This is a genomic window from Devosia geojensis (genome assembly GCF_000969415.1).
GTDB classification, from domain to species: domain Bacteria; phylum Pseudomonadota; class Alphaproteobacteria; order Rhizobiales; family Devosiaceae; genus Devosia; species Devosia geojensis.
In genome coordinates this window covers 45,747-63,663 of record NZ_JZEX01000081.1, presented here as the reverse complement: position 1 = coordinate 63,663, position 17,917 = coordinate 45,747, and the positions used below count along the sequence as shown (strand labels likewise).

18 protein-coding genes are annotated in these 17,917 nt (G+C 65.9%); 6 read left to right on the top strand and 12 right to left on the bottom strand.

What is annotated here, in order from left to right:
• Window positions 1-44 precede the first annotated feature (44 nt).
• The 3 genes from VE25_RS07625 to VE25_RS07615 all read left to right on the top strand — a co-directional run bounded on the left by VE25_RS07625 (window position 45) and on the right by VE25_RS07615 (window position 2,548).
• Entirely contained in the window at window positions 45-1,040 is a 996-nt protein-coding gene (locus VE25_RS07625) for a dihydroxyacetone kinase subunit DhaK (RefSeq protein WP_046108001.1), read from the top strand.
• Between the two features lie 6 nt (window positions 1,041-1,046).
• Window positions 1,047-1,679, top strand: a complete 633-nt coding sequence (locus VE25_RS07620; protein WP_046108000.1) for a DAK2 domain-containing protein — start codon at window positions 1,047-1,049, stop codon at window positions 1,677-1,679.
• A gap of 80 nt (window positions 1,680-1,759) precedes the next feature.
• Window positions 1,760-2,548, top strand: a complete 789-nt coding sequence (locus tag VE25_RS07615) for an IclR family transcriptional regulator (protein ID WP_046107999.1) — start codon at window positions 1,760-1,762, stop codon at window positions 2,546-2,548.
• Between the two features lie 76 nt (window positions 2,549-2,624).
• On the opposite strand, the gene VE25_RS07610 is transcribed toward VE25_RS07615, so the two are convergent.
• The 11 genes from VE25_RS07610 to VE25_RS07560 all read right to left on the bottom strand — a co-directional run bounded on the left by VE25_RS07610 (window position 2,625) and on the right by VE25_RS07560 (window position 14,002).
• Window positions 2,625-3,299, bottom strand: coding sequence for an RraA family protein (locus tag VE25_RS07610; protein ID WP_046107998.1), 675 nt, complete (start codon window positions 3,297-3,299; stop codon window positions 2,625-2,627).
• On the bottom strand, window positions 3,299-4,033 hold the full coding sequence (locus tag VE25_RS07605) for a FadR/GntR family transcriptional regulator (RefSeq protein ID WP_046107997.1): 735 nt from the start codon (window positions 4,031-4,033) through the stop codon (window positions 3,299-3,301). The genes VE25_RS07610 and VE25_RS07605 overlap by 1 nt, the downstream gene beginning before the upstream one ends.
• The gene (locus tag VE25_RS07600; RefSeq protein WP_046107996.1) at window positions 4,027-4,848 is read right to left on the bottom strand and encodes an SDR family oxidoreductase; all 822 of its coding nucleotides are present in this window, start codon (window positions 4,846-4,848) and stop codon (window positions 4,027-4,029) included. Before VE25_RS07600 ends, VE25_RS07605 begins: the two co-directional genes overlap by 7 nt.
• 180 nt (window positions 4,849-5,028) lie before the next feature.
• Entirely contained in the window at window positions 5,029-6,273 is a 1,245-nt protein-coding gene (locus tag VE25_RS07595) for a Tm-1-like ATP-binding domain-containing protein (RefSeq protein WP_046107995.1), read from the bottom strand.
• A 3-nt stretch (window positions 6,274-6,276) separates the two neighbouring features.
• On the bottom strand, window positions 6,277-6,687 hold the full coding sequence (locus tag VE25_RS07590) for a cupin domain-containing protein (protein WP_046107994.1): 411 nt from the start codon (window positions 6,685-6,687) through the stop codon (window positions 6,277-6,279).
• The gene (locus VE25_RS07585; protein WP_046107993.1) at window positions 6,684-7,559 is read right to left on the bottom strand and encodes a phosphoenolpyruvate hydrolase family protein; all 876 of its coding nucleotides are present in this window, start codon (window positions 7,557-7,559) and stop codon (window positions 6,684-6,686) included. The genes VE25_RS07590 and VE25_RS07585 overlap by 4 nt, the downstream gene beginning before the upstream one ends.
• Before the next feature lie 79 nt (window positions 7,560-7,638).
• The gene (locus VE25_RS07580; protein ID WP_046107992.1) at window positions 7,639-8,694 is read right to left on the bottom strand and encodes an ABC transporter ATP-binding protein; all 1,056 of its coding nucleotides are present in this window, start codon (window positions 8,692-8,694) and stop codon (window positions 7,639-7,641) included.
• Window positions 8,691-9,749 carry an ABC transporter ATP-binding protein gene (locus VE25_RS07575; protein WP_046107991.1) on the bottom strand — a complete coding sequence of 353 codons (1,059 nt, stop codon included), beginning with the start codon at window positions 9,747-9,749 and terminating at the stop codon, window positions 8,691-8,693. Before VE25_RS07575 ends, VE25_RS07580 begins: the two co-directional genes overlap by 4 nt.
• 10 nt (window positions 9,750-9,759) lie before the next feature.
• Window positions 9,760-10,947 (bottom strand): ABC transporter permease, encoded by a 1,188-nt coding sequence (locus tag VE25_RS07570; RefSeq protein WP_083988787.1) that lies wholly within the window; start codon window positions 10,945-10,947, stop codon window positions 9,760-9,762.
• A gap of 13 nt (window positions 10,948-10,960) precedes the next feature.
• On the bottom strand, window positions 10,961-11,944 hold the full coding sequence (locus VE25_RS07565) for an ABC transporter permease (RefSeq protein WP_046107990.1): 984 nt from the start codon (window positions 11,942-11,944) through the stop codon (window positions 10,961-10,963).
• 69 nt (window positions 11,945-12,013) lie between these two features.
• Window positions 12,014-14,002 (bottom strand): ABC transporter substrate-binding protein, encoded by a 1,989-nt coding sequence (locus VE25_RS07560; protein WP_046107989.1) that lies wholly within the window; start codon window positions 14,000-14,002, stop codon window positions 12,014-12,016.
• A 366-nt stretch (window positions 14,003-14,368) separates the two neighbouring features.
• On the opposite strand from VE25_RS07560, the gene VE25_RS07555 reads away from it, so the two are divergent.
• From VE25_RS07555 to VE25_RS07545, 3 genes are all read left to right on the top strand, one after another.
• The gene (locus VE25_RS07555; RefSeq protein ID WP_046107988.1) at window positions 14,369-15,160 is read left to right on the top strand and encodes an SDR family NAD(P)-dependent oxidoreductase; all 792 of its coding nucleotides are present in this window, start codon (window positions 14,369-14,371) and stop codon (window positions 15,158-15,160) included.
• A 75-nt stretch (window positions 15,161-15,235) separates the two neighbouring features.
• Window positions 15,236-16,078: a DUF6807 family protein gene (locus tag VE25_RS07550; protein WP_046107987.1), complete on the top strand. Its 843-nt coding sequence runs from the start codon at window positions 15,236-15,238 to the stop codon at window positions 16,076-16,078.
• A 20-nt stretch (window positions 16,079-16,098) separates the two neighbouring features.
• On the top strand, window positions 16,099-17,613 hold the full coding sequence (locus VE25_RS07545) for an aminotransferase-like domain-containing protein (protein ID WP_083988786.1): 1,515 nt from the start codon (window positions 16,099-16,101) through the stop codon (window positions 17,611-17,613).
• Between the two features lie 12 nt (window positions 17,614-17,625).
• Here the strand turns inward: VE25_RS07545 and VE25_RS07540 are convergent, their stop codons facing one another.
• Window positions 17,626-17,880, bottom strand: coding sequence for a GlsB/YeaQ/YmgE family stress response membrane protein (locus tag VE25_RS07540; RefSeq protein ID WP_046107985.1), 255 nt, complete (start codon window positions 17,878-17,880; stop codon window positions 17,626-17,628).
• Window positions 17,881-17,917: the final 37 nt, after the last annotated feature.

Below are 17,917 nucleotides of genomic sequence, written 5' to 3'. Positions count from 1 at the left end.
GCCGACGGCACCGGCTGCCGGCCGCACTCTTTGGGGAGGCGATTTTGAAGAAGCTCATCAACGATCCCGCCAACTATGTCGACGAGATGCTCGATGGGCTGTGCGCCGCCCATCCCGAGCTCGTCCACGTCGGCAACGACCGGCGCGCCATCGCGCGCAGCCGCACCATGCCCTTGGGCAAGGTCGGAGTCGTCTCTGGGGGCGGCTCGGGCCACCTGCCGCTCTTTACCGGCTACGTTGGCGAGGGCCTGCTCGACGCCTGCGCCATCGGCAACGTCTTCGAGGGCCCGACGATCAATTCCTGCCAGGACGCGATCGCGGCAGCCAATGGCGGGGCAGGGGTTCTCTGCCTCTTCGGCAACTATGGCGGCGACAAGATGAACTTCGAAATGGCGGGCGAGTTCGCGGCCATGGAAGGCATCGAGACCCGCACCGTTCTCGGCACCGACGACATCGCCAGTGCCGGCCCGAACGAGACGGCCAAGCGCCGCGGCGTCGCCGGCCTCATCTTCGCCTACAAGGCCGCCGGCGCGAAGGCCGCGGCCGGCGGCGACCTCGACGCGGTGGCGGCTGCCGCGCAGAAGGCGGTCGATCGCACCCGCACCATCGGCATCGCGCTTTCGTCCTGCCAGATTCCCGGTGCCGCCGGTCCCAACTTCACCATCGCCGACGACGAGATCGAGATGGGTATGGGCATCCATGGCGAGCCCGGCATCTGGCGCAAGCCGATCCGGCCGGTCGACGAGCTGGTCGACGAGATGATGGGCCTGCTGCTGGCCGAGCGCCCGCAGGACGCGCGCCGTGTGGCGGTTCTCGTCAATAGCCTTGGCGCCACGCCCTTCGAAGAGCTCTTCATCATCTACCGGCGCGTCGCCAAGGTGCTGGACGAGGCGGGGATCGCCATCGGTCAGCGCCTCACCGGGCCCTATGTGACCTCGATGGAAATGGGCGGCGCCTCGATCAGCCTCTGCTATCTCGACGAGGAGATCGAACCGCTGCTCGCCGCTCCCGCCCAATGTCCCTTCTGGCAGGTGGGGTAAAACATCATGGCCTTCACCGCCCACGATCTTGCGGTTGCCCTCAAACGGGCGAATGCGCGCATGGAAACCCTCACTGACGAACTCAACGCCGCCGACGCTAAGCTCGGCGATGGCGACACCGGCTCGATGCTCGCGCGCCTCATCGCCACCTTCGCGGCGGTCGACATCGAAGCCCAGCCGGACCTCGGCGCGGCGTTCATGGCGCTTGCCAAAGCCGGCGCGGCCTCGACGGGCTCGAGCCTCGGCACCCTCGTCATCACCGCGATGATGACGGCGGGCAAGGAGACGGCGGGGCAGGCCGAGATCGGCTGGGACCGGCTCGGGCCGATCATCGGCAAGGTGCGGGACGCCGCCATGATGCGCGGCAAGGCCGAGCTCGGCGCCAAGACCATCATCGACGGGCTCGATGCGTTGGCCAGGGCGCTCGACCGCAAGTCCAATCCTGAGGCTCTTGCCAAAGCCGCCGTGGCGGCCATGGACGATGTCCTCGCCGAATTCCGCGACCGACCCTGCACCATGGGGCGCGCCCGCATGTTCGCCGACAGGAGCGTCGGGCTTGACGATCCGGGCATGCTGGCGCTGGCCGAGTTGGTGAGGGCCGTGACGAAGGGTGCGCATCAGGCGGGGCCCCCGTCCTGACAAGGCACGTGCGATAATCTAGAAAGATCAACGGGAGTCGGCGGCGAAACGCCGCGCAAGGGCGAGCCGAAGAAGACGCGATGAACGAGATCTCTGCGCCGCAAACGAAGCCGGGCCGGTCCGACGAGGGGCTCAAGTCCCTGACCAAGGTCGCCCGTATCCTCGACTGTTTCTCGACCACGCACCGTGCGCTGAGCCTTGCCGATATCTGCGCGCGCACCGGCTATCCGCGCTCGACGACGCACCGGCTGCTGGCGGCCATGCGCGAAGTCGGGTTCGTGGAGCAGGATCGGGAGCGCGATTCCTACCGGTTGGGCCTGCGCCTCTTCGAGCTCGGCAATATCGTCCTCGCCAATCTCGAGCTGAACCGGGAAGGGCGCACCATCGTCGATTCCCTGCAGCGCCTGACGGGCAGGGCGGTGCACCTGGCCGTCTTCGACGGGCTGCGCGCCGTCGTCATCCAGCGTACCGAGGTCGAGGGAAGCTCCGACAGGCTCGTCGAGAACTCGCCCGCCTACTGCACGAGCGTCGGCAAGGCGATCCTCGCCTTCCAGCCCGAGGAAACCGTCACCCGCGTCATCGAGGCCGGCCTCGAGCGCTTCACCGAGACGACGATCACCGAGCCGGGGGCGCTGCGCGAGGAGCTGCATGCGACCCGCGAGCGTGGCTTTGCCATAGACAATGGCGAGCACCAGCCGGGCCTGCGGTGCCTCGGCGCGCCGATCCGCAACCAGACCGGGGCGGTATTCGCGGCCATCAGCGTCAGTGCGCCGGCATGGCAATTGCCGATGAGCGAAGTCGACGAGCTCAACAAGGTCGTGATCTACCACGCCAACCTCATCTCGCAGAGGCTCGGCTTCCAGCGCTGATCCTGCCACCGGCCCCTCCTTCTGAAAGCGCGGCAAACATGAGAAGCCGGCCCCGTTGGGGGCCGGTCGATGTTCGTCAGACCGGGCCGGCAGAGCCGACCGGCCAGATATCGCGCAGGTTCTCGCCGGCAAGAATGCGCTCGCGGCAACGCACTTCGGCAATGCCGTTGGCGTCGGCCGCGTCTGCGATCTCGCGAACGAGCCCGGCGGGGATGACGACGCATCCGGTGATGTCGGCAAAGAGCACGTCGCCGGGACGAACCTTCACCCCGTCGATATCGAGCTCGACCTGGTAGTGGGCCGGCTCCATACGGCCGGACACGCCGACCGGGCTCATGCCCTTAGCAAAGAGCGGATAGTTGAGCTTGCGCACTTCGGCGAGGTCGCGCACGGTACCGTTGACGACGGTCGCCGCCGCGCCCTTGGTCTTGGCGCCGGTGCACATCAGTTCGCCGCTTCCCGAGCCTTCGGCACAGGAGGAATCGACGACGAGGATGCCGCCTTTGACCACCGCATCGATGGCGCCATGGTAGACGTCCTGCGGCTGGCCGACACGGGTGCTCGGCTCGTAGCGCACGGTCGAGACCGGGCCGCAGATCACCTGGCCGGGCTGCAGCACGCCGAACTGGCTGATGCCCTTGAGGTACCCATAGGGTCCGCGCCCGTCGAGCACGTCATGGATGTCTCCGGAATACCACTTGGAGAGGCGCTTGATCGCATCCCAGTCGGTGTTGTTGTAGTCGTAGCCCATCAGGGTTTCTGCTCCCGCACTTTTCCGGCGTCGACCGCCTGTTGGAGATAGGTCGTGCTGTTGTCGATATGCTCGCGCATGAGCCGGCGGCTCTCCTCGACTTGGCCCGACTGGATGGCTTTGAAGATGTGCTGGTGCTCGGCGACGCCTTCCGCCTGCGTCTTGGAGGGCACCCGGCTGGTGAGGCGGATGATCTCGGAGATCAGGCCATAGAGGCTGCCATAGAGGGTCGAGAGGATCTCGTTGCCCAGCGACTGCACCAGTGCCCGGTGAAAATCGGCGTCGGCCTCGGCATACTGGGAAAAGTCCTTGGCGGCGGCGAGATCGGTAAGCGCCGCCTCGATCTGCGGCGAAAGCTTTCCCTCGCCGCCCGCGAGCCTGCCGGCGACCTCGAGCTCGATCATCCTGCGCACGTCCATGAGCTGGACGAGGTAGCCCGGATCCTGCGCGAAGAGCGAGCGGACGGTGGCCGTCAGGGAATCGAGGAACTGTCCGACATCGTCGCGCACCACCTCGGCGCGCTCGCCGTGCCGGCGGCGGACGAGCCCCTTGGTCTCGAGGATCTGCATGGCCTCGCGCACCGACCGCGTCGAGATGTTGAACCGGCGCGCCAGGTCCGCTTCGGAGACGAGGCGCTCGCCGACCTTGAGCTCGCCGGCAAGAATCTCGGCTTCGATGGCCGAAACCACGAGGTCGGAGAGCTTGCCGCGGTCGGGAGCGCCAGGGGTCACCACGCGGTAAAGCCCCCGTCGACGACGACGTTGGAGCCGGTCATGTAGCTTGAGGCGTCGGAGGCCAGGAACTGGATGACGCCGTTGTATTCGCCCTTCTCGGCCTGGCGTCCGAGCGGCACGCGGGCGAGGAAGTTCTCGACGAATTCCTTGTCGAAGCTGCCGGTCTTGACGCCGCCGAAGGAAATGAGGTTGCAGCGCACGTTCTTGGGCGCCCAGTAGGTCGCCACATAGCGGGTCAGGTTGACGAGGCCGGACTTCGAGGCGGCGTAGGAAACGGCCTTGAAGAAGGGCACGCCGTCGCGCGCCTCGCGATAGGCATAGAGCGCCTGGTTGGGCGAGACGATGCCATAGATCGAGCCGACATTGATGATGCTGCCGCGCTTGAGCTCGGCCATGCGCGAGCCGATGACCTGTGTGCAGAGCATCACGCCGGTGAGGTTCACGTCGATGATCTCGTCCCAGTACTTCTGCGGGTAGGTCTCGAAGGGGCCGTTCTGGTCGGCCGCGCCGTCGGGTTTGGAGTCGATGCCGGCATTGTTGACCAGCGCATGCGGCACGCCCCAGTCGGCAACGAGCTGGTCGGTCGCGGCCTCCAGGGCCTCCTTGTCGGTCACGCTCGCCACATAGACGCGCAGCCGGTCCCGCCCGAGGCCCGGGAAAAGCCGGTCCAGCTCGGCGTCCTCGATTGGCCGGCGGCTATAGATGGCGGCCTTGGCGCCCGCGTTGGCGAGCGAGGACGCGAACTCGCGCCCCAGCTGCCCAAGCCCACCGGTAACGACAACGACCTTGCCCTCGACGCTGAAGATATTCGACATCAACCCTGCTCGCAACTTATGACATAAGTCATATGACATAAGTGCAATATCGGTGCAAGAGCAGGGTACCCGGCATGCGGCATGGCAATCGCAAACGCTGTGTGGGGAAACGCGGGACGATCTATTGAGGCGTCGAGACCGGCATTCGCCCCGGTCGCCGGCGGCGGAGCGGAGCTGCGCTTAGCCGGCGCTCGCCCTTCTTGGGCGCCCGGCCTTCGTGATGAGCTCGTCGAGCGCCGCGGCGGCGGCGGTCGCGAAGGCCGGGTCGTTGATGTCGGTATCCAGCTGCGTGATCTCGATATGGGTCGGGAGGGCTGAACGGAGGGACGTGAAGAGGGCGGTATCCGCCTCGGCGTCATGAAAAATGCCGCCGGGAACCGCGACCGCCGATATCCCGCGCAAGGGGAGGAAGACCCGCGTCGGGGATATCCCGCTCGCCAGCCGCTCGCCGATGATCCCGCCAAGGGCGGCGCATTCGGCGGGGGTCGTGCGCATGAGGGTGATGCTGGCGTTATGCTTATGGAGCCGGCGCCCGGCGAACTTCGCGGGTATGGTGTCGCGCGGCCCGAAATTGACCATGTCGAGCGCGCCGACCGAAACCACTTGCGGCACCGCGTGACGCGCGGCGACGCGCAGACGGTCGGGGCCGGCCGAGAAGATGCCGCCGACGAGTTCGTCGGCGAGTTCGGTCGTCGTCAGGTCGAGGATGCCGTCGAGATAGCCATCGGCCGCGAGCGCTTCCATCGCCCGTCCGCCCGTGCCGACCGCGTGAAAGACCAGAACTTCGTAGCCGCGCTCTTCGAGCCACTCCTTTGCCGCCATGACACCCTTGGTCGTGACCCCGAACATGGTGGCCGCGACCACCGGACGGTGGCTCGCCTGCCGGTCGCGCGCGGCATAGGCCGCGGCCATGCCGGAGATGGCGCCCGCCGCGTTTTCGAGAATGCGCGCGCTGATGCGGTTGAGGCCGGCGATGTCGACGACCGAATGCATCATCGTCAGGTCGCACGTGCCGACATAGGGCCCGATATCGCCCGAAGCGACCGTCGAGACCATTAGCTTGGGCACCCCAATCGGCAGGGTCCGCATGGCGTGGGTGGCGAGCGCCGAGCCCCCGGATCCTCCGAGCGCACAGATGCCGTCGAAGCCCTGCCCGGAAAGGAGGTCCAGCACCACGGCCGCCGCTCCCTCGGCCATGGCGTTTACCGCCGCCCCGCGGTCCCCGGCGCTGGCGAGCGCTGCAACGTCATGGCCGGCGGCGCGCGCCACGAATGTGCTGTCGTAGTCGGCGATGCCCGAGACATACGGAGTGATGCCGGCGTCGATGACGACAACGTCATGGCCGGCCGCGAGGATCTTCTCACGCAAGAACCGGTATTCGGCCTCCTTGGTGTCGAGGGTGCCGAGGAGCACGACCCGCGCCATGGCTCAACCCCGGATCAGCCGGGCCCTGGTGCCGGCCGGCACCTCGCGGAAGTCCAGCAGGGCCTCGAGGTCGCGTTCGGGGCCGCCGGGATTGTAGACGGCGATGAGGCGCAGCGGCTCCCAGCCGTCGTTGACGGTCGAATGATAGATGCCGGTGGGCACGTAGATCGTGTCGCCCGGACCTACGGGGTAGGGCGGCTTGTCGTCGACCATCTGCAGGCCGGTCCCGGAGAGCACGTAAAGGATCTCCTCGGCTTCCGGGTGGTTGTGGCGTGTATGTCCTTCGCCCGGCAGCAGGATCACCTCGCCGAACGTCATGCCGGCGCCCGGCGTCGCTCCCGGGGTGATGAACCACTTGATCATCCCCCAGTCGAAGGTCTGCGTCGGCACGCTGTCGGGTTTCACCAGGCTCATCCGTTCCTCCCATGGTCCACTGTCTCGTCCTGCCGTGTGTCCCTGACATCGGCGAAGGAGATCGATTTGAAACGCTTCATGTTCTCGGTGATGGCGATTTCGGTGGGCAGGCGCTCCGCGCTCGATGCACCGAAGAAGCCATTGATGCCGAATGTGCGGCTCAGAACGTATTGCGCGTCCTCGGGTTCGGCGATCGGGCCGCCATGGCAGAGGACGATGATGTCCGGGTTCACGGCCTTGGCCGCGTCGTGCATGTCCTGCACGACGCGCACCGCGTCGTCGAGCGTTATGGCGGTCTGCGCACCGATCGTGCCCTTGGTGGTCAGCCCCACATGCGGCACCAGGATGTCCGCGCCCGCCCGCGCCATGTCCTCGGCCTCGCGCGGGTTGAACACATAGGGGGTCGTCAGCAGGTCGAGCTCGTGAGCTATGGCGATCATCTCGACCTCCTTGCCATAGCCCATATCGGTCTCTTCCAGGTTGGCCCGGAAGACGCCGTCGATCAGCCCGACGCTCGGGAAGTTCTGCACGCCGGCAAAGCCCATCTCCTTGATCTGGCGCAGGAAAACGCGCATCAGCCGGAAGGGGTCGGTGCCGCAGACGCCTGCGAGGACCGGCGTGCGGCGCACCACCGGCAACACCTCCGCCGCCATCTCGACGACGATCTGGTTGGCATCGCCATATGGCATCATGCCCGCCAGCGATCCCCGGCCGGCCATGCGGAAGCGGCCGGAGTTGTAGATGACGATGATGTCGGCCCCGCCCGCCTCGACGCATTTGGCCGAGAGCCCCGTGCCCGCGCCGGCCCCGACGACCGGGCGTCCGGCCGCGATCTGCGCTTTCAACTTTTCAACGATATCCTGTCGGCGCATAGGCCTGTAGCTCCGTGGTACTTACGAACGAACCGGACGCGCGCCGGCGCCCCGCCGCACTGATCCGGGGAATATCACGCTATTCTACTCCCGAAAGGCTGAGCTCATGCGCCCTGTGGCAACGGACCTGCCGGCCGTCGCCGAGCGTCTCGAGCTTGGGCTCGACCTGCCGGCAGTGATCGACGGCGTAAGGGCAGCGTGGATGAAACGCGCAGCCCTTGGGCACGTTGCTGGGATCGGCGACCTCGCCCTTCAGCACGATACGGCTGGAGGCGAGATCGGGATCGGGCTTGGGCACCGCCGAGAGCAGCGCCTCGGTGTAGGGGTGCTTCGGCGTGAAGAAGAGGCTGGAGGTGTCGGCGACCTCGACCACCTGACCGACATACATGACGACGACCCGGTCGCAGATGTGCTGCACGACGCTGAGGTCGTGCGAGATGAAGATGTAGGTCAGCCCGAGTTCCTGCTGCAGGTCTTCCAGGAGATTGAGCGTCTGGGCGCGCACCGACACGTCGAGCGCCGAGACCGGCTCGTCGGCAACGACGAGGCGCGGATTGAGCGCCAGGGCCCGCGCGATGCTGATGCGCTGGCGCTCGCCGCCCGAGAAGGCGTGCGGATAGCGCCGCAGGTATTCGGGCCGCAGCCCGACGCGGCGCAGCAGCTCGGCGACGCGGTCCTCGAGCTCGCGCCCCTTGGCGACGCGGAAGGCGACGAGCGGCTCGCCGACGAGGTCGAGAAGGGTCCAGCGCGGGTTCAGGGACGAGAACGGGTCCTGGAACACCATCTGCATGTCCTTGCGCAGGTCCTTCAGCGCCCGGCCTTCCAGCTTGGCGATATCGACCACGCGCCCGTCGCCGTAGTCGAAGACCATTTCGCCCGAGGTCGGATCGATGGCGCGCAGCAGGCAGCGGCCGGTCGAGGTCTTGCCGCAACCGCTTTCGCCGACGAGCCCCAATGTCTCGCCGGTATCGACGTGAAAGGTCACGTCGTCGACGGCGCGCACGCGGGCCACCTCGCGCCGCAGCAGGCCCTCGGTGATGGGGTAGTGCTTGGTCAGCTTGCGCACGTCGAGCAGGCGGTGCCTGGCGCGCGCGGTGTCGGACGATCGGGCGGCGTTCTGCTCTGCGACGCTCATTGTGCGGCCTCCGTGCGGGTATCGCCGGCTCCGTAAAGGAAGCAGCTGACGGTATGTCCGGGCTTGATCGTCGTCGGCCCCGGCATATCCACGTCGCAGACCCCCGGCATCGCCTTCGGGCAACGCGTGTTGAACGGGCAGCCGCGCGGGCGGTTAAACGGGCTCGGCACCATGCCCTTGACGGGGTGGAGGCGCGCGCCCGCCTCGCGCCCGAGCTTGGGGATCGAAGCGAGCAGGGCCTGGGTATAGGGGTGCTTCGGATCGTGGAAGAGAGCGCGCACGTCGGCGTATTCGACGACCTTGCCGAGATACATCACGGCGACGTTCTGCGCCGTTTCGGCGACGACCCCGAGATCGTGCGTGATCATCATCACGCTCATGCCGAGCTCGGCCTTCAATTGACGGATCAGCGCCAGGATCTGAGCCTGCGTGGTGACGTCGAGCGCCGTAGTCGGCTCGTCGGCGAGCAAGAGCTGCGGCCGGCAGACCAGCGCCATGGCGATCATGGCGCGCTGGCGCATGCCGCCCGAGAGCTGGTGCGGATAGGCATCGATCCGCCGTTCGGCGTTGGACATCTCGACCCGCCGCAGCATGTCGATGGCGGTGGCGCGCGCCTCGTCCTTGGAGACGGGATGGTGCAGCTGGATCGCTTCGATGATCTGGTTGCCGATGGTATGGACAGGACTGAACGCGGTCATCGGCTCCTGGAAGATCATGGCGATCTCGGCGCCGCGGATGCTGCGGATTTCGCGTCCATTGGGCGCGAGCTTGAGGAGGTCGACGACTTCGCCGGGCCGGCCATCACGCGTGCGCCGGCGGAACAGAGCCTCACCGCCGAGCTCGCTGTCGTTGGTGCCGGCGATGCGCAGGATCGTGCGGGCGGTGATCGATTTGCCGCACCCGCTCTCACCGACGACGCCAATGGTCTCGCCGCGCGCCACCGAGAAGCTCGCGCCGTCGACGGCCTTCACATAGCCTTCGCGCAAGGCGAACCCGGTGCGCAGGTCACGCAGTTCGAGCAGTGGTGAGTCGGACGGGACGGTCTGGTTCTGCATCCCTGCCTCCCTAGCGCTTGTACGGGTCGGCCGCGTCGCGCAGACCGTCGCCGAAGAAGTTGAGGGCGAGCACCGCGATCACCACCATGGCGCCGGGCGCCAGCAGCCACGGGGCAAGCGCGATGGAACGAAGATTCTGCGCTTCCTGCAGCAGCACGCCCCAGCTGATGGCCGGATAGCGCAGCCCAAGGCCGAGGAAGCTCAGCGCCGTCTCGGCGATGATCATCTCCGGCACCGCAAGCGTCAGCGCGGCGATGATATGGCTCATGAAGGAGGGCACCATGTGCCGCACGATGATCCTGGTGCGGCTGGTGCCACTGAGGCGCGCGGCCATGATGAAGTCTTCTTCGCGAAGGGCGAGGGCGCGTCCTCGCACGACTTGCGCCAGCCCCGTCCAGCCGATCAGCGACAGGATCACGGTGATGGCGAAGTAGATCTGCAATATCGACCAGTCGGCCGGCAGCGCCGCCGCGAGGCCGAGCCAGAGTGGGATCGTCGGCATCGAGCGGATGAACTCGATGATGCGCTGGACGACGAGGTCGACCGTGCCGCCGAAATAGCCCGAGATGCCCCCGACGACGATGCCGATGACGAAGCTCATGACCACGCCGACGAGCCCGATCGACATCGATATGCGCGTGCCGTGGACGATGCGGCTGAACATGTCGCGCCCCTGCCGGTCGGCGCCGAGGAGGTAGAGGCGTACGTTGGGATCCTCGACCCCGAAGAGGTGAAGGTTGGCGTCGAACAAGCCCCACATGCGGTAGGAATCTCCGCGCACGAAGAGCTGGAGCGGGTGGATGACCGAGGTGTCCTCGACGAATTCGAGCTCGAAGGTGTCGGGGTTGCGCTGGCTCGTCGTACCGTAGACGAAGGGCTGCAGGTGGAAGTTGCCCTCGGCGTCGACGAAGTGGACGCGCGTGGGCGCCTGGTAGGCCGCGGCGGGGTTCTGCGCTTCCGGATTGTAGGGAGCGATGAACTCGACGAAGGCGGCGACGACATAGAGCAGGAGGACGACGACGCCGCAGATCAGCGCGAGCCGGTGGCGCTTGAACTTGTACCACATCAGCTCCCATTCGGAGGCGACGGCATAGTCGTGCTTTTCGGTTTCCGTCTCGAGCGGTTGCGTCGGCTCGGCGGTTGCGGCGGGAACGCCGGCCGCGACGGGCTGTCCTCGACCAAGGATACGGCGAAGCATCGCTGTTCCTTTCTCAGTTGAACCGGATGCGCGGATCGAGCCACGCAAGCAGGATGTCGGAAATCAGTGTGCCGATGACGGTCAGCACGCTCAGGAGCAGCAGGATGGCGCCGGCCAGGTACATGTCCTGCGATTGCAGGGCGGTCAGCAGCATCGGTCCGGTGGTGGGCAGGTTGAGCACCACCGAGACGATGATCGAGCCCGAGACGAGTCCCGGCAGGGTCCAGCCGATGGTGCTGACGAAGGGATTGAGCGCCACGCGCACGGGGTATTTGAGCACGAGCCGGCCTTCCTTCATGCCCTTGGCGCGGGCGGTGGTGACGTAGAGGCGCGGCAGCTCGTCGAGGAGGTTGGCGCGCATGATGCGGATGAGGCCCGCTATGCCGCCGACGGCAAGAACGATGGCCGGGATCCAGAGATGCGCAAGCAGGTCGAGCACGCGCGCCAGGCTCCACGGCGCATCGGCATATTGCTGGGAGAACAACCCGCCGACCGACATGCCGAGATAGGAGTAGGCCCACCACATCAGCACCAGCGCCAGCAGGAAGTTCGGTATGCCAAGGCCGATGAAGCTGATGAAGGTGAAGAAGTAATCGCCCGGCGAGTACTGCTTGACGGCCGAATAGATGCCGATCGGCAGGGAGATCGCCCACACGAGCAGCAGCGAGGCGACGGACAGGATGATCGTCATCAGCATGCGCTCCCCGATCAGCTCGGAGACGGGGCGCTGCCACTGGAACGAATAGCCGAAATCCCCGACGAGGGTGCGCGAGATCCATTTCAGGTACTGGATATGGACCGGCTCGCCCAACCCGTACTGGTTGCGCAGGGCGTCGATCTGCGCCTGGTCGACGACCTGGCCGCCCGATTCCAGCGTGGTGATATAGGCCGTGAGGAAGTCCCCCGGCGGCAGCTGGATGATGACGAACGAGACGATCGAGATGGCAAAGATCGTCGGAATGGTCAGCACGATGCGCTGGATGATGTACCGGCCCACTGAGCACCTCCCGCAGGACTTGGGTGGACATCCGCGCCAGGACGGCGCGGATGCTTGCGTGGTTGGCCGTCAGGCCTTGATGTACCACTGCTCGGGGCTGAGGGTGTGCCAGAACCAGTTGGCGGCGCCCCACCAGAACCGGGTCTCGTCACCGTCCCTGAAGACGTTGCCCATGTCGTTGCGCACGATGACCGGCTGCGGGGACTGGCCGACGGTGCCGATGACCCAGAGCGTTTCGGTGGTCAGGTCGTAGACCTGCTTGGCCGCCGCCATGTACGCGTCGGAACCGAACTCGGTCTCCTGCCAGGCCACATAGGCTGCCCGCAGGTCCTTTGCCTCCTGGGGCGGCTCGGTCCCGCGTTCGCCGCCGGAATTGAACCAGTCCTGCCAGAGCTTGCCGTACCGGACGATGGAGTCGCCGCCGGGGCCCATCTTGCCGATGAGGCCGTAGGCGTAGGCTGGCCGTTCGAGAAGGCGATCGGCATGCCAGGCGGTGGCATCCTGCTGCTGGGCATCGAGCCGTTCGATCAGGTAGCTGCGCTCTCGCGCTGCGGCTTGCACCTGTATGCCCAGCGCCTGCCAGTGCTTGACGACCAATTCGCAGACCTCGGTCTTGGGGCCCTCATGCGGCAGGAATTCCAACTGGAAGGTGAGGGGAACGCCATCTTCACGCAGGCGGACGCCGTCGGCGTTGCGCTCGCTGAGCCCGATTTCGTCGAGCAGGGCATTGGCTGCGTCCGGATCGTACGCAACGTAGTGCTCCGCCCATCGCGGCTCGAAAAAGCTCGCCGACTCGTTGACCGTCGCCTGCCGGATTGTACCCTGGCCCAGAAAGACCAGTTCGTTGATCTCCGTGCGATTGATGCCGAGCGACATGGCTTGGCGGAAGCGCACGTCGGTGAACAACTTGGACAGCACCGGATCGGGGTGGATCTGGTTGAACGCCAGGCAGACGTCTGAGCCGCGCTCGCTGTAGACGAGCTTCGTCTTGTAGTTCCCCGTTTCCTCTCCCCTACGGATGATGGGGAAGTTGGAAAGCTGAATATCCATGCCGGCGACGGATAGTTCGCCGGAGACCGCCTTGAGGTTCATGACCTCGGCGTTGCTGGCATATTCGACCGTCATGTAGTCGACATAGGGAAGCTGGTTGCCCTCCGTATCAACTTTGAAGAAATACGGATTGCGCTCGTACTGCTGCCTCTGGCTGTCGACCGAGGTCGGAATCCAGGGCGAGAGCACCGGCATGTCGATATTGCTGGCGCCGTTGTGGAAGGAGCCGCCGGCGCTGTTCGCGCGGTTGGTGAAGCGGGTCTGCCAGGAGTTGAACCCCGCCGCCGTCGCTTCGGCAGCCGCATCCGGATTGTACTTCGGATGGAACTGGCGAAGGTAATGCGCCGGACGGAAGGGCTCCGACGGCCCGCCGGAGAAGTGTATGATGCTGAACGCCGGATGCGGCACGGCAAAGCCGAACTTGATGGTGTGGTCGTCGAGCTTTTCCAGGCTGAAGAGTTCGCCGCCCGCCATCAGCGTGGCTGACGGCACTGGGAGCAGGTCGCTGTCGTACTGCCAGTCCTCGAAATAGAAGACGATGTCATCGACGGTGAACGGCTCTCCGTCCGACCACTTGATCCCCGGGCGCAGGGTGATCGTGCACTCGGTGAAATCATCGTTGAACTGGTAGCCTTCCGCCAGTTCCGGATAGATTTCGTTCAGGTCGTTCGAATAGCGGAACAGGCCTGCCACCTGGCCGATCTGCAGATCGTTGGCCGTCTCCGGCGCCCGCCCGGCGCCGAACATGCGCCCGCCATAAGTGCCGATCTCGTTGGTCGGCGTGACAACGACCGGATTGGGCGGCAAGCGTTCGGCGACCGGTGGAAGTTCGCCGGCTGCGACGCGCTCGGCCAGCATGGGCGCTTCGTTGAATTGGGTCGGCTGGGCGTAGGCGGGCTTGACGAGAGTCGGCAACACGACCGAACCCGCGACGGCGCCCGAGAACATGAGATTGAACTGGCGGCGGGTCATGCCCGACCGGCGCAGGAACGTCTCGTCCTGAGTCATCCTTCTCCTCCCTTTAGGCACCTCGCTGAGTGCCTGTCGCGTCACGTTCCTCTCCTCCACTGGAGACGGTGACGCCCACTCCAGCGGTTCGGATGGCTCGGCCTTTTGGCTTTGTACTGTAACAATTGTCAGCACACCCGACGCTTGAAGCTATTGTGCGGGAGACGGGGAAGTCAACCGTTCACAGATCGTCTTCGCCGGAATTTCGAGCATTTTTCGGATTATAGTGCTGATATTTATAGAGAAAATAGTTTCTCAAGTTTCCGATTTGACAGTCGGAAGCTCCACATTATACTGACAATGCATTCAGAATTGTTCTGATATTGTTATGTCCGGATATGAGCCGGTATTGGGAGGAGCACCACCATGGGAGATCGGTTAGCAGGCAAGGTCGCCATCGTTACAGGAGGCGCCGGCGGCATTGGTGAGGAGACCGTCCGCCTGTTCGTGCGCGAAGGCGCTAAGGTGATGATCGTCGACCTCAATGAGGAGGCCAGTCAGCGCGTTTCGAAGGCGATCGACCCGTCCGGGCAATCCGTCGCCTACACCATCGCCCGCCTCGACCAGGAGGAGCAGGCGAAGGCGGCAGTCGACGCGACAGTCTCCCGGTTCGGCAAGCTCGATGTGCTGGCCAATGTGGCGGCCGTCCGGGTGCGTGGAACCATTCCCGAGGCCACTATGGATGACTGGAACTTCATCCTCGGCGCCAACTTGCTCGCCGTGGCGCATTGCTGCAAATACGCGATCCCGAAGATGATCGAGAACGGCGGCGGCAGCATCGTCACCGTCTCGTCCGCCAACGCAACCGTGGGGCGAAAGGGCATGGGGCTCTACGACGCCACCAAGGCCGGCGTGCTGGCCCTGACCCGTTCGATGGCGTGCGACCACGCACACCAGAACATCCGCGTCAACGCCATCTCGCCCGGGCCGACGCTGACCAATTTCCACATCAACAACCGGGTCAAGGCCACCGGCCGGCCCTATGCGGAAATCGAGGCAGAGATGCGCGCCGCCGGCGCGCCGCACACGTTGCTCAACCGTCAGGCGGAGCCAGTCGAGCAAGCTTATGCCATCCTGTGGCTGGCGAGCGACGAGGCCTCCTACGTCACCGGGGCGGACTTCAACATCGACGGCGGCATCACGGGGCTGCGTGACTAAAGGAAGCCCTTCGAGGCGCGTGGGGCCCGAGGCTCCGCGCGCCTCGCCAATCCGGAAGCCCGCCAGAGAAACGACATGTCCGAAATCACGATAACGGTCAGCCAGGACCGGGAAAACCTGGTCATCGCCCGCGGCAACGGCCAGGAGGTGCTGGTCCACCGCATCCCCGCGGCGGCGCGGCCGACGATTCATCCGATCGTCGCGCCCGACGGAAACGGCATCCTCACCGAGGACCGGCCCGGGCACCACCCCTGGCAGCGCGGGCTCTACACGGGGTTCAACCTCGTCAACGGCGTCGGCTTCTGGCGCGACGAGCCGCAGGACGGCGATTTCGCGCCGCGCCTGCTGGGCGAGCCGGTCGCATCGGGCAACACGGCCCGCTGGACGATCGCCAACCGCTGGACTCACCCGGACGGAACGCCGCTCATCGATGAGGTGCAGGGCTGGTCCCTGGCGGTGGAAAACGAGCTCTATGTCTTCGATCTGACCTGGACGCTCAATGCGCTGGAGGATGTCGTCATCGGTCAGTTCATGGCCGGCGGGCTGTTCCTGCGCATGCCCTGGACCCCCGAGAAGGGCGCACGCGCCCTCAACAGCAACGGGCTTGCCGACAAGGACGGAGAGAAGCAGCGTGCCGACTGGCAGTCCGTCTGGATGCCGATAGACGGCCGCTCGGACGGGGCCGGCATGGCGATCATGGACCATCCCTCCAATCCTGCCCATCCCACCACATGGCGGGTGGACAACGAATTTGGGATTTCCCCGAGCCGCGTGATAGCAGAGAGCTGGAAGATCGAGTCCGGTTCCGCAGAGACCTATCGGTTCCGCGTGCTGACGTTCACCGGGCCAATTGTTCCGGACGATATCCAGCGCGTCTGGAAAGACTTCGCCGAGATGGCGACGGCAGAGCAGTTGTAACAGAGTCAGCAGGTTAACATTTGACAAGCCTGTCCCTGAAGGAGCGCTACGAGCGTGCGTCGTTGCTGGCGACACGCCATGAAGCGATCGCTGCTGCCATCGATGAGGCCATCGCCGACGGCGCGCTGCCCGCCGGTACCAGGCTCCCGACGGTGCGGGCGCTGTCACGCGAGCTCAACGTCAGCGCCTCGACGGTCGTCGCGGCCTACAACGCCCTGCGCGTCAAAGGGCAGATCAATGGCGAGGTCGGGCGCGGAACCTATGTCACCGGGCGCGGCGCGAACGGAGCCGAAAGCGATGCGGGCAGCCCGGCCAGGTCCGGATGGGGGATATCGCCACCCCACCACCGCCCGCCCTGGCGCCGCCGCAACGTGCTGGCTTCGGCCAACCGCCTGCTCGCCGCTTATCCCGACGCGCTCGATTGCACGCGCGGCAAACCCGACACGTCCCTCATCCTGACCGATATCGTGCGCGCTGCGACGAAAGCGGCCGCAAGCGAGGTCGTGGCCGACGACCTGCAATATTCGGGTCCCGCTCCCATTCCGGCGCTGCGGGCAGCCGTCGCGTCGCGCCTCGCGCGCGATGGCATTGCGGTCGAGGAGATGGTGGTGGGCAATTCGGCCCAGCAGCTGATGGTGATGGCGCTCTCGATCGCCGGGCGGCTGATGCCGGACCGGCAACGGATCGTTGCGGTCGAGGAGCCCGGCTACCAGACCGTCTTCGACGCGTTCGAATATCTGGGCTTCCGCCTCGTCGGCATGGCGCTCGACGAGCATGGCGTGCTGCCGCACTCGCTCGAGCGCGCTCTCGAAGCGGGAGCCATCGCGGCGCTTTTCACGCCGCGGGCGCTCAATCCGTGCGGCGTGTCCTGGACAGTCGAGCGCAAGCTCGCGCTCGCAGAGGTGCTGCAGCGCCACCAGCATGTGCTGGCGATCGAGGACGACCAGTTCGCCGATCTCGCGCTCACCCGGCCGGGATCCCTGTTGGATACGGCCGTCGGCGACCGCACGGTCTACATCCGCACCTTCGCCAAATCGATCGCGCCCGACATGCGGGTCGCCCTCGGGATCGCACGGCCCCGGCTGGCCAATGCGCTGGGCGAGGCCAAGAGCCTGCTCGACGGCTGGACGTCCCATCACTCCCAGCGGGTGCTGGCGGGCGCCCTCGTCGACGACCGGCTCGATGATGCGCTGCATGTCGCCCGCGAGAGCTACAGAATCCGCCGCGATACGATCGTTGCGACCATGCGATCCGAACTCGTTGCGTCCGGCGCCCAGGTTTCAGGCAGTGACGGTCTCAACGTCTGGATTTCCCTGCCATATGGGGTTGCTGCGACCGAGGTCGTCGAGCGCGCAGCCACGCTCGGCGTGCTGCTCATCTCGGGCGAGCCGTTCTATATCCGCCCCGGCCACAACAACGCCTTGCGCATGAGCGTCAGCGGCATCTCCAACGAACAGGCCGCCAGGGCCGCGCAACTGACCGCCGAGGCCATCCGCCTCAGCAACGGCCCGTCGAGCTACGCCATCCCCGTATAGCGGACACGCCGTCTACCGGCTGGTGACCGCTCGCCCGATCGCGATGATGATGCACGCGCCGATGAAGCCGGCGATCAGATAACCGATCCAGCCCCCGAAGGAGATGCCGAAGAGGCCCAGAACGAGACTGGCGAGAATCGCACCGACGATACCGAGCAGGATGTTCATGAGCAGGCCGGTATTGGTGTTCATGAACTGCTTGGCCAGCCAACCGGCGATGCCGCCTATGATGATGGCCGCCAGCCACCCCACGCCGTCAAAACCCATTCTCTCCTCCTCCGGAAAGGGACGCCTCGACACCCGA

What these genes read in the sequence shown, in the direction of transcription:
- VE25_RS07620 (WP_046108000.1), top strand. Translation starts at nt 1,047, where the DNA reads ATGGCCTTCACCGCCCACGATCTTGCGGTTGCCCTCAAACGGGCGAAT.
- VE25_RS07615 (WP_046107999.1), top strand. Translation starts at nt 1,760, where the DNA reads ATGAACGAGATCTCTGCGCCGCAAACGAAGCCGGGCCGGTCCGACGAG.
- VE25_RS07610 (WP_046107998.1), bottom strand. Translation starts at nt 3,299, where the DNA reads ATGGGCTACGACTACAACAACACCGACTGGGATGCGATCAAGCGCCTC.
- VE25_RS07600 (WP_046107996.1), bottom strand. Translation starts at nt 4,848, where the DNA reads ATGTCGAATATCTTCAGCGTCGAGGGCAAGGTCGTTGTCGTTACCGGT.
- VE25_RS07595 (WP_046107995.1), bottom strand. Translation starts at nt 6,273, where the DNA reads ATGGCGCGGGTCGTGCTCCTCGGCACCCTCGACACCAAGGAGGCCGAA.
- VE25_RS07590 (WP_046107994.1), bottom strand. Translation starts at nt 6,687, where the DNA reads ATGAGCCTGGTGAAACCCGACAGCGTGCCGACGCAGACCTTCGACTGG.
- VE25_RS07585 (WP_046107993.1), bottom strand. Translation starts at nt 7,559, where the DNA reads ATGCGCCGACAGGATATCGTTGAAAAGTTGAAAGCGCAGATCGCGGCC.
- VE25_RS07580 (WP_046107992.1), bottom strand. Translation starts at nt 8,694, where the DNA reads ATGAGCGTCGCAGAGCAGAACGCCGCCCGATCGTCCGACACCGCGCGC.
- VE25_RS07575 (WP_046107991.1), bottom strand. Translation starts at nt 9,749, where the DNA reads ATGCAGAACCAGACCGTCCCGTCCGACTCACCACTGCTCGAACTGCGT.
- VE25_RS07570 (WP_083988787.1), bottom strand. Translation starts at nt 10,947, where the DNA reads ATGCTTCGCCGTATCCTTGGTCGAGGACAGCCCGTCGCGGCCGGCGTT.
- VE25_RS07560 (WP_046107989.1), bottom strand. Translation starts at nt 14,002, where the DNA reads ATGACTCAGGACGAGACGTTCCTGCGCCGGTCGGGCATGACCCGCCGC.
- VE25_RS07555 (WP_046107988.1), top strand. Translation starts at nt 14,369, where the DNA reads ATGGGAGATCGGTTAGCAGGCAAGGTCGCCATCGTTACAGGAGGCGCC.
- VE25_RS07550 (WP_046107987.1), top strand. Translation starts at nt 15,236, where the DNA reads ATGTCCGAAATCACGATAACGGTCAGCCAGGACCGGGAAAACCTGGTC.
- VE25_RS07540 (WP_046107985.1), bottom strand. Translation starts at nt 17,880, where the DNA reads ATGGGTTTTGACGGCGTGGGGTGGCTGGCGGCCATCATCATAGGCGGC.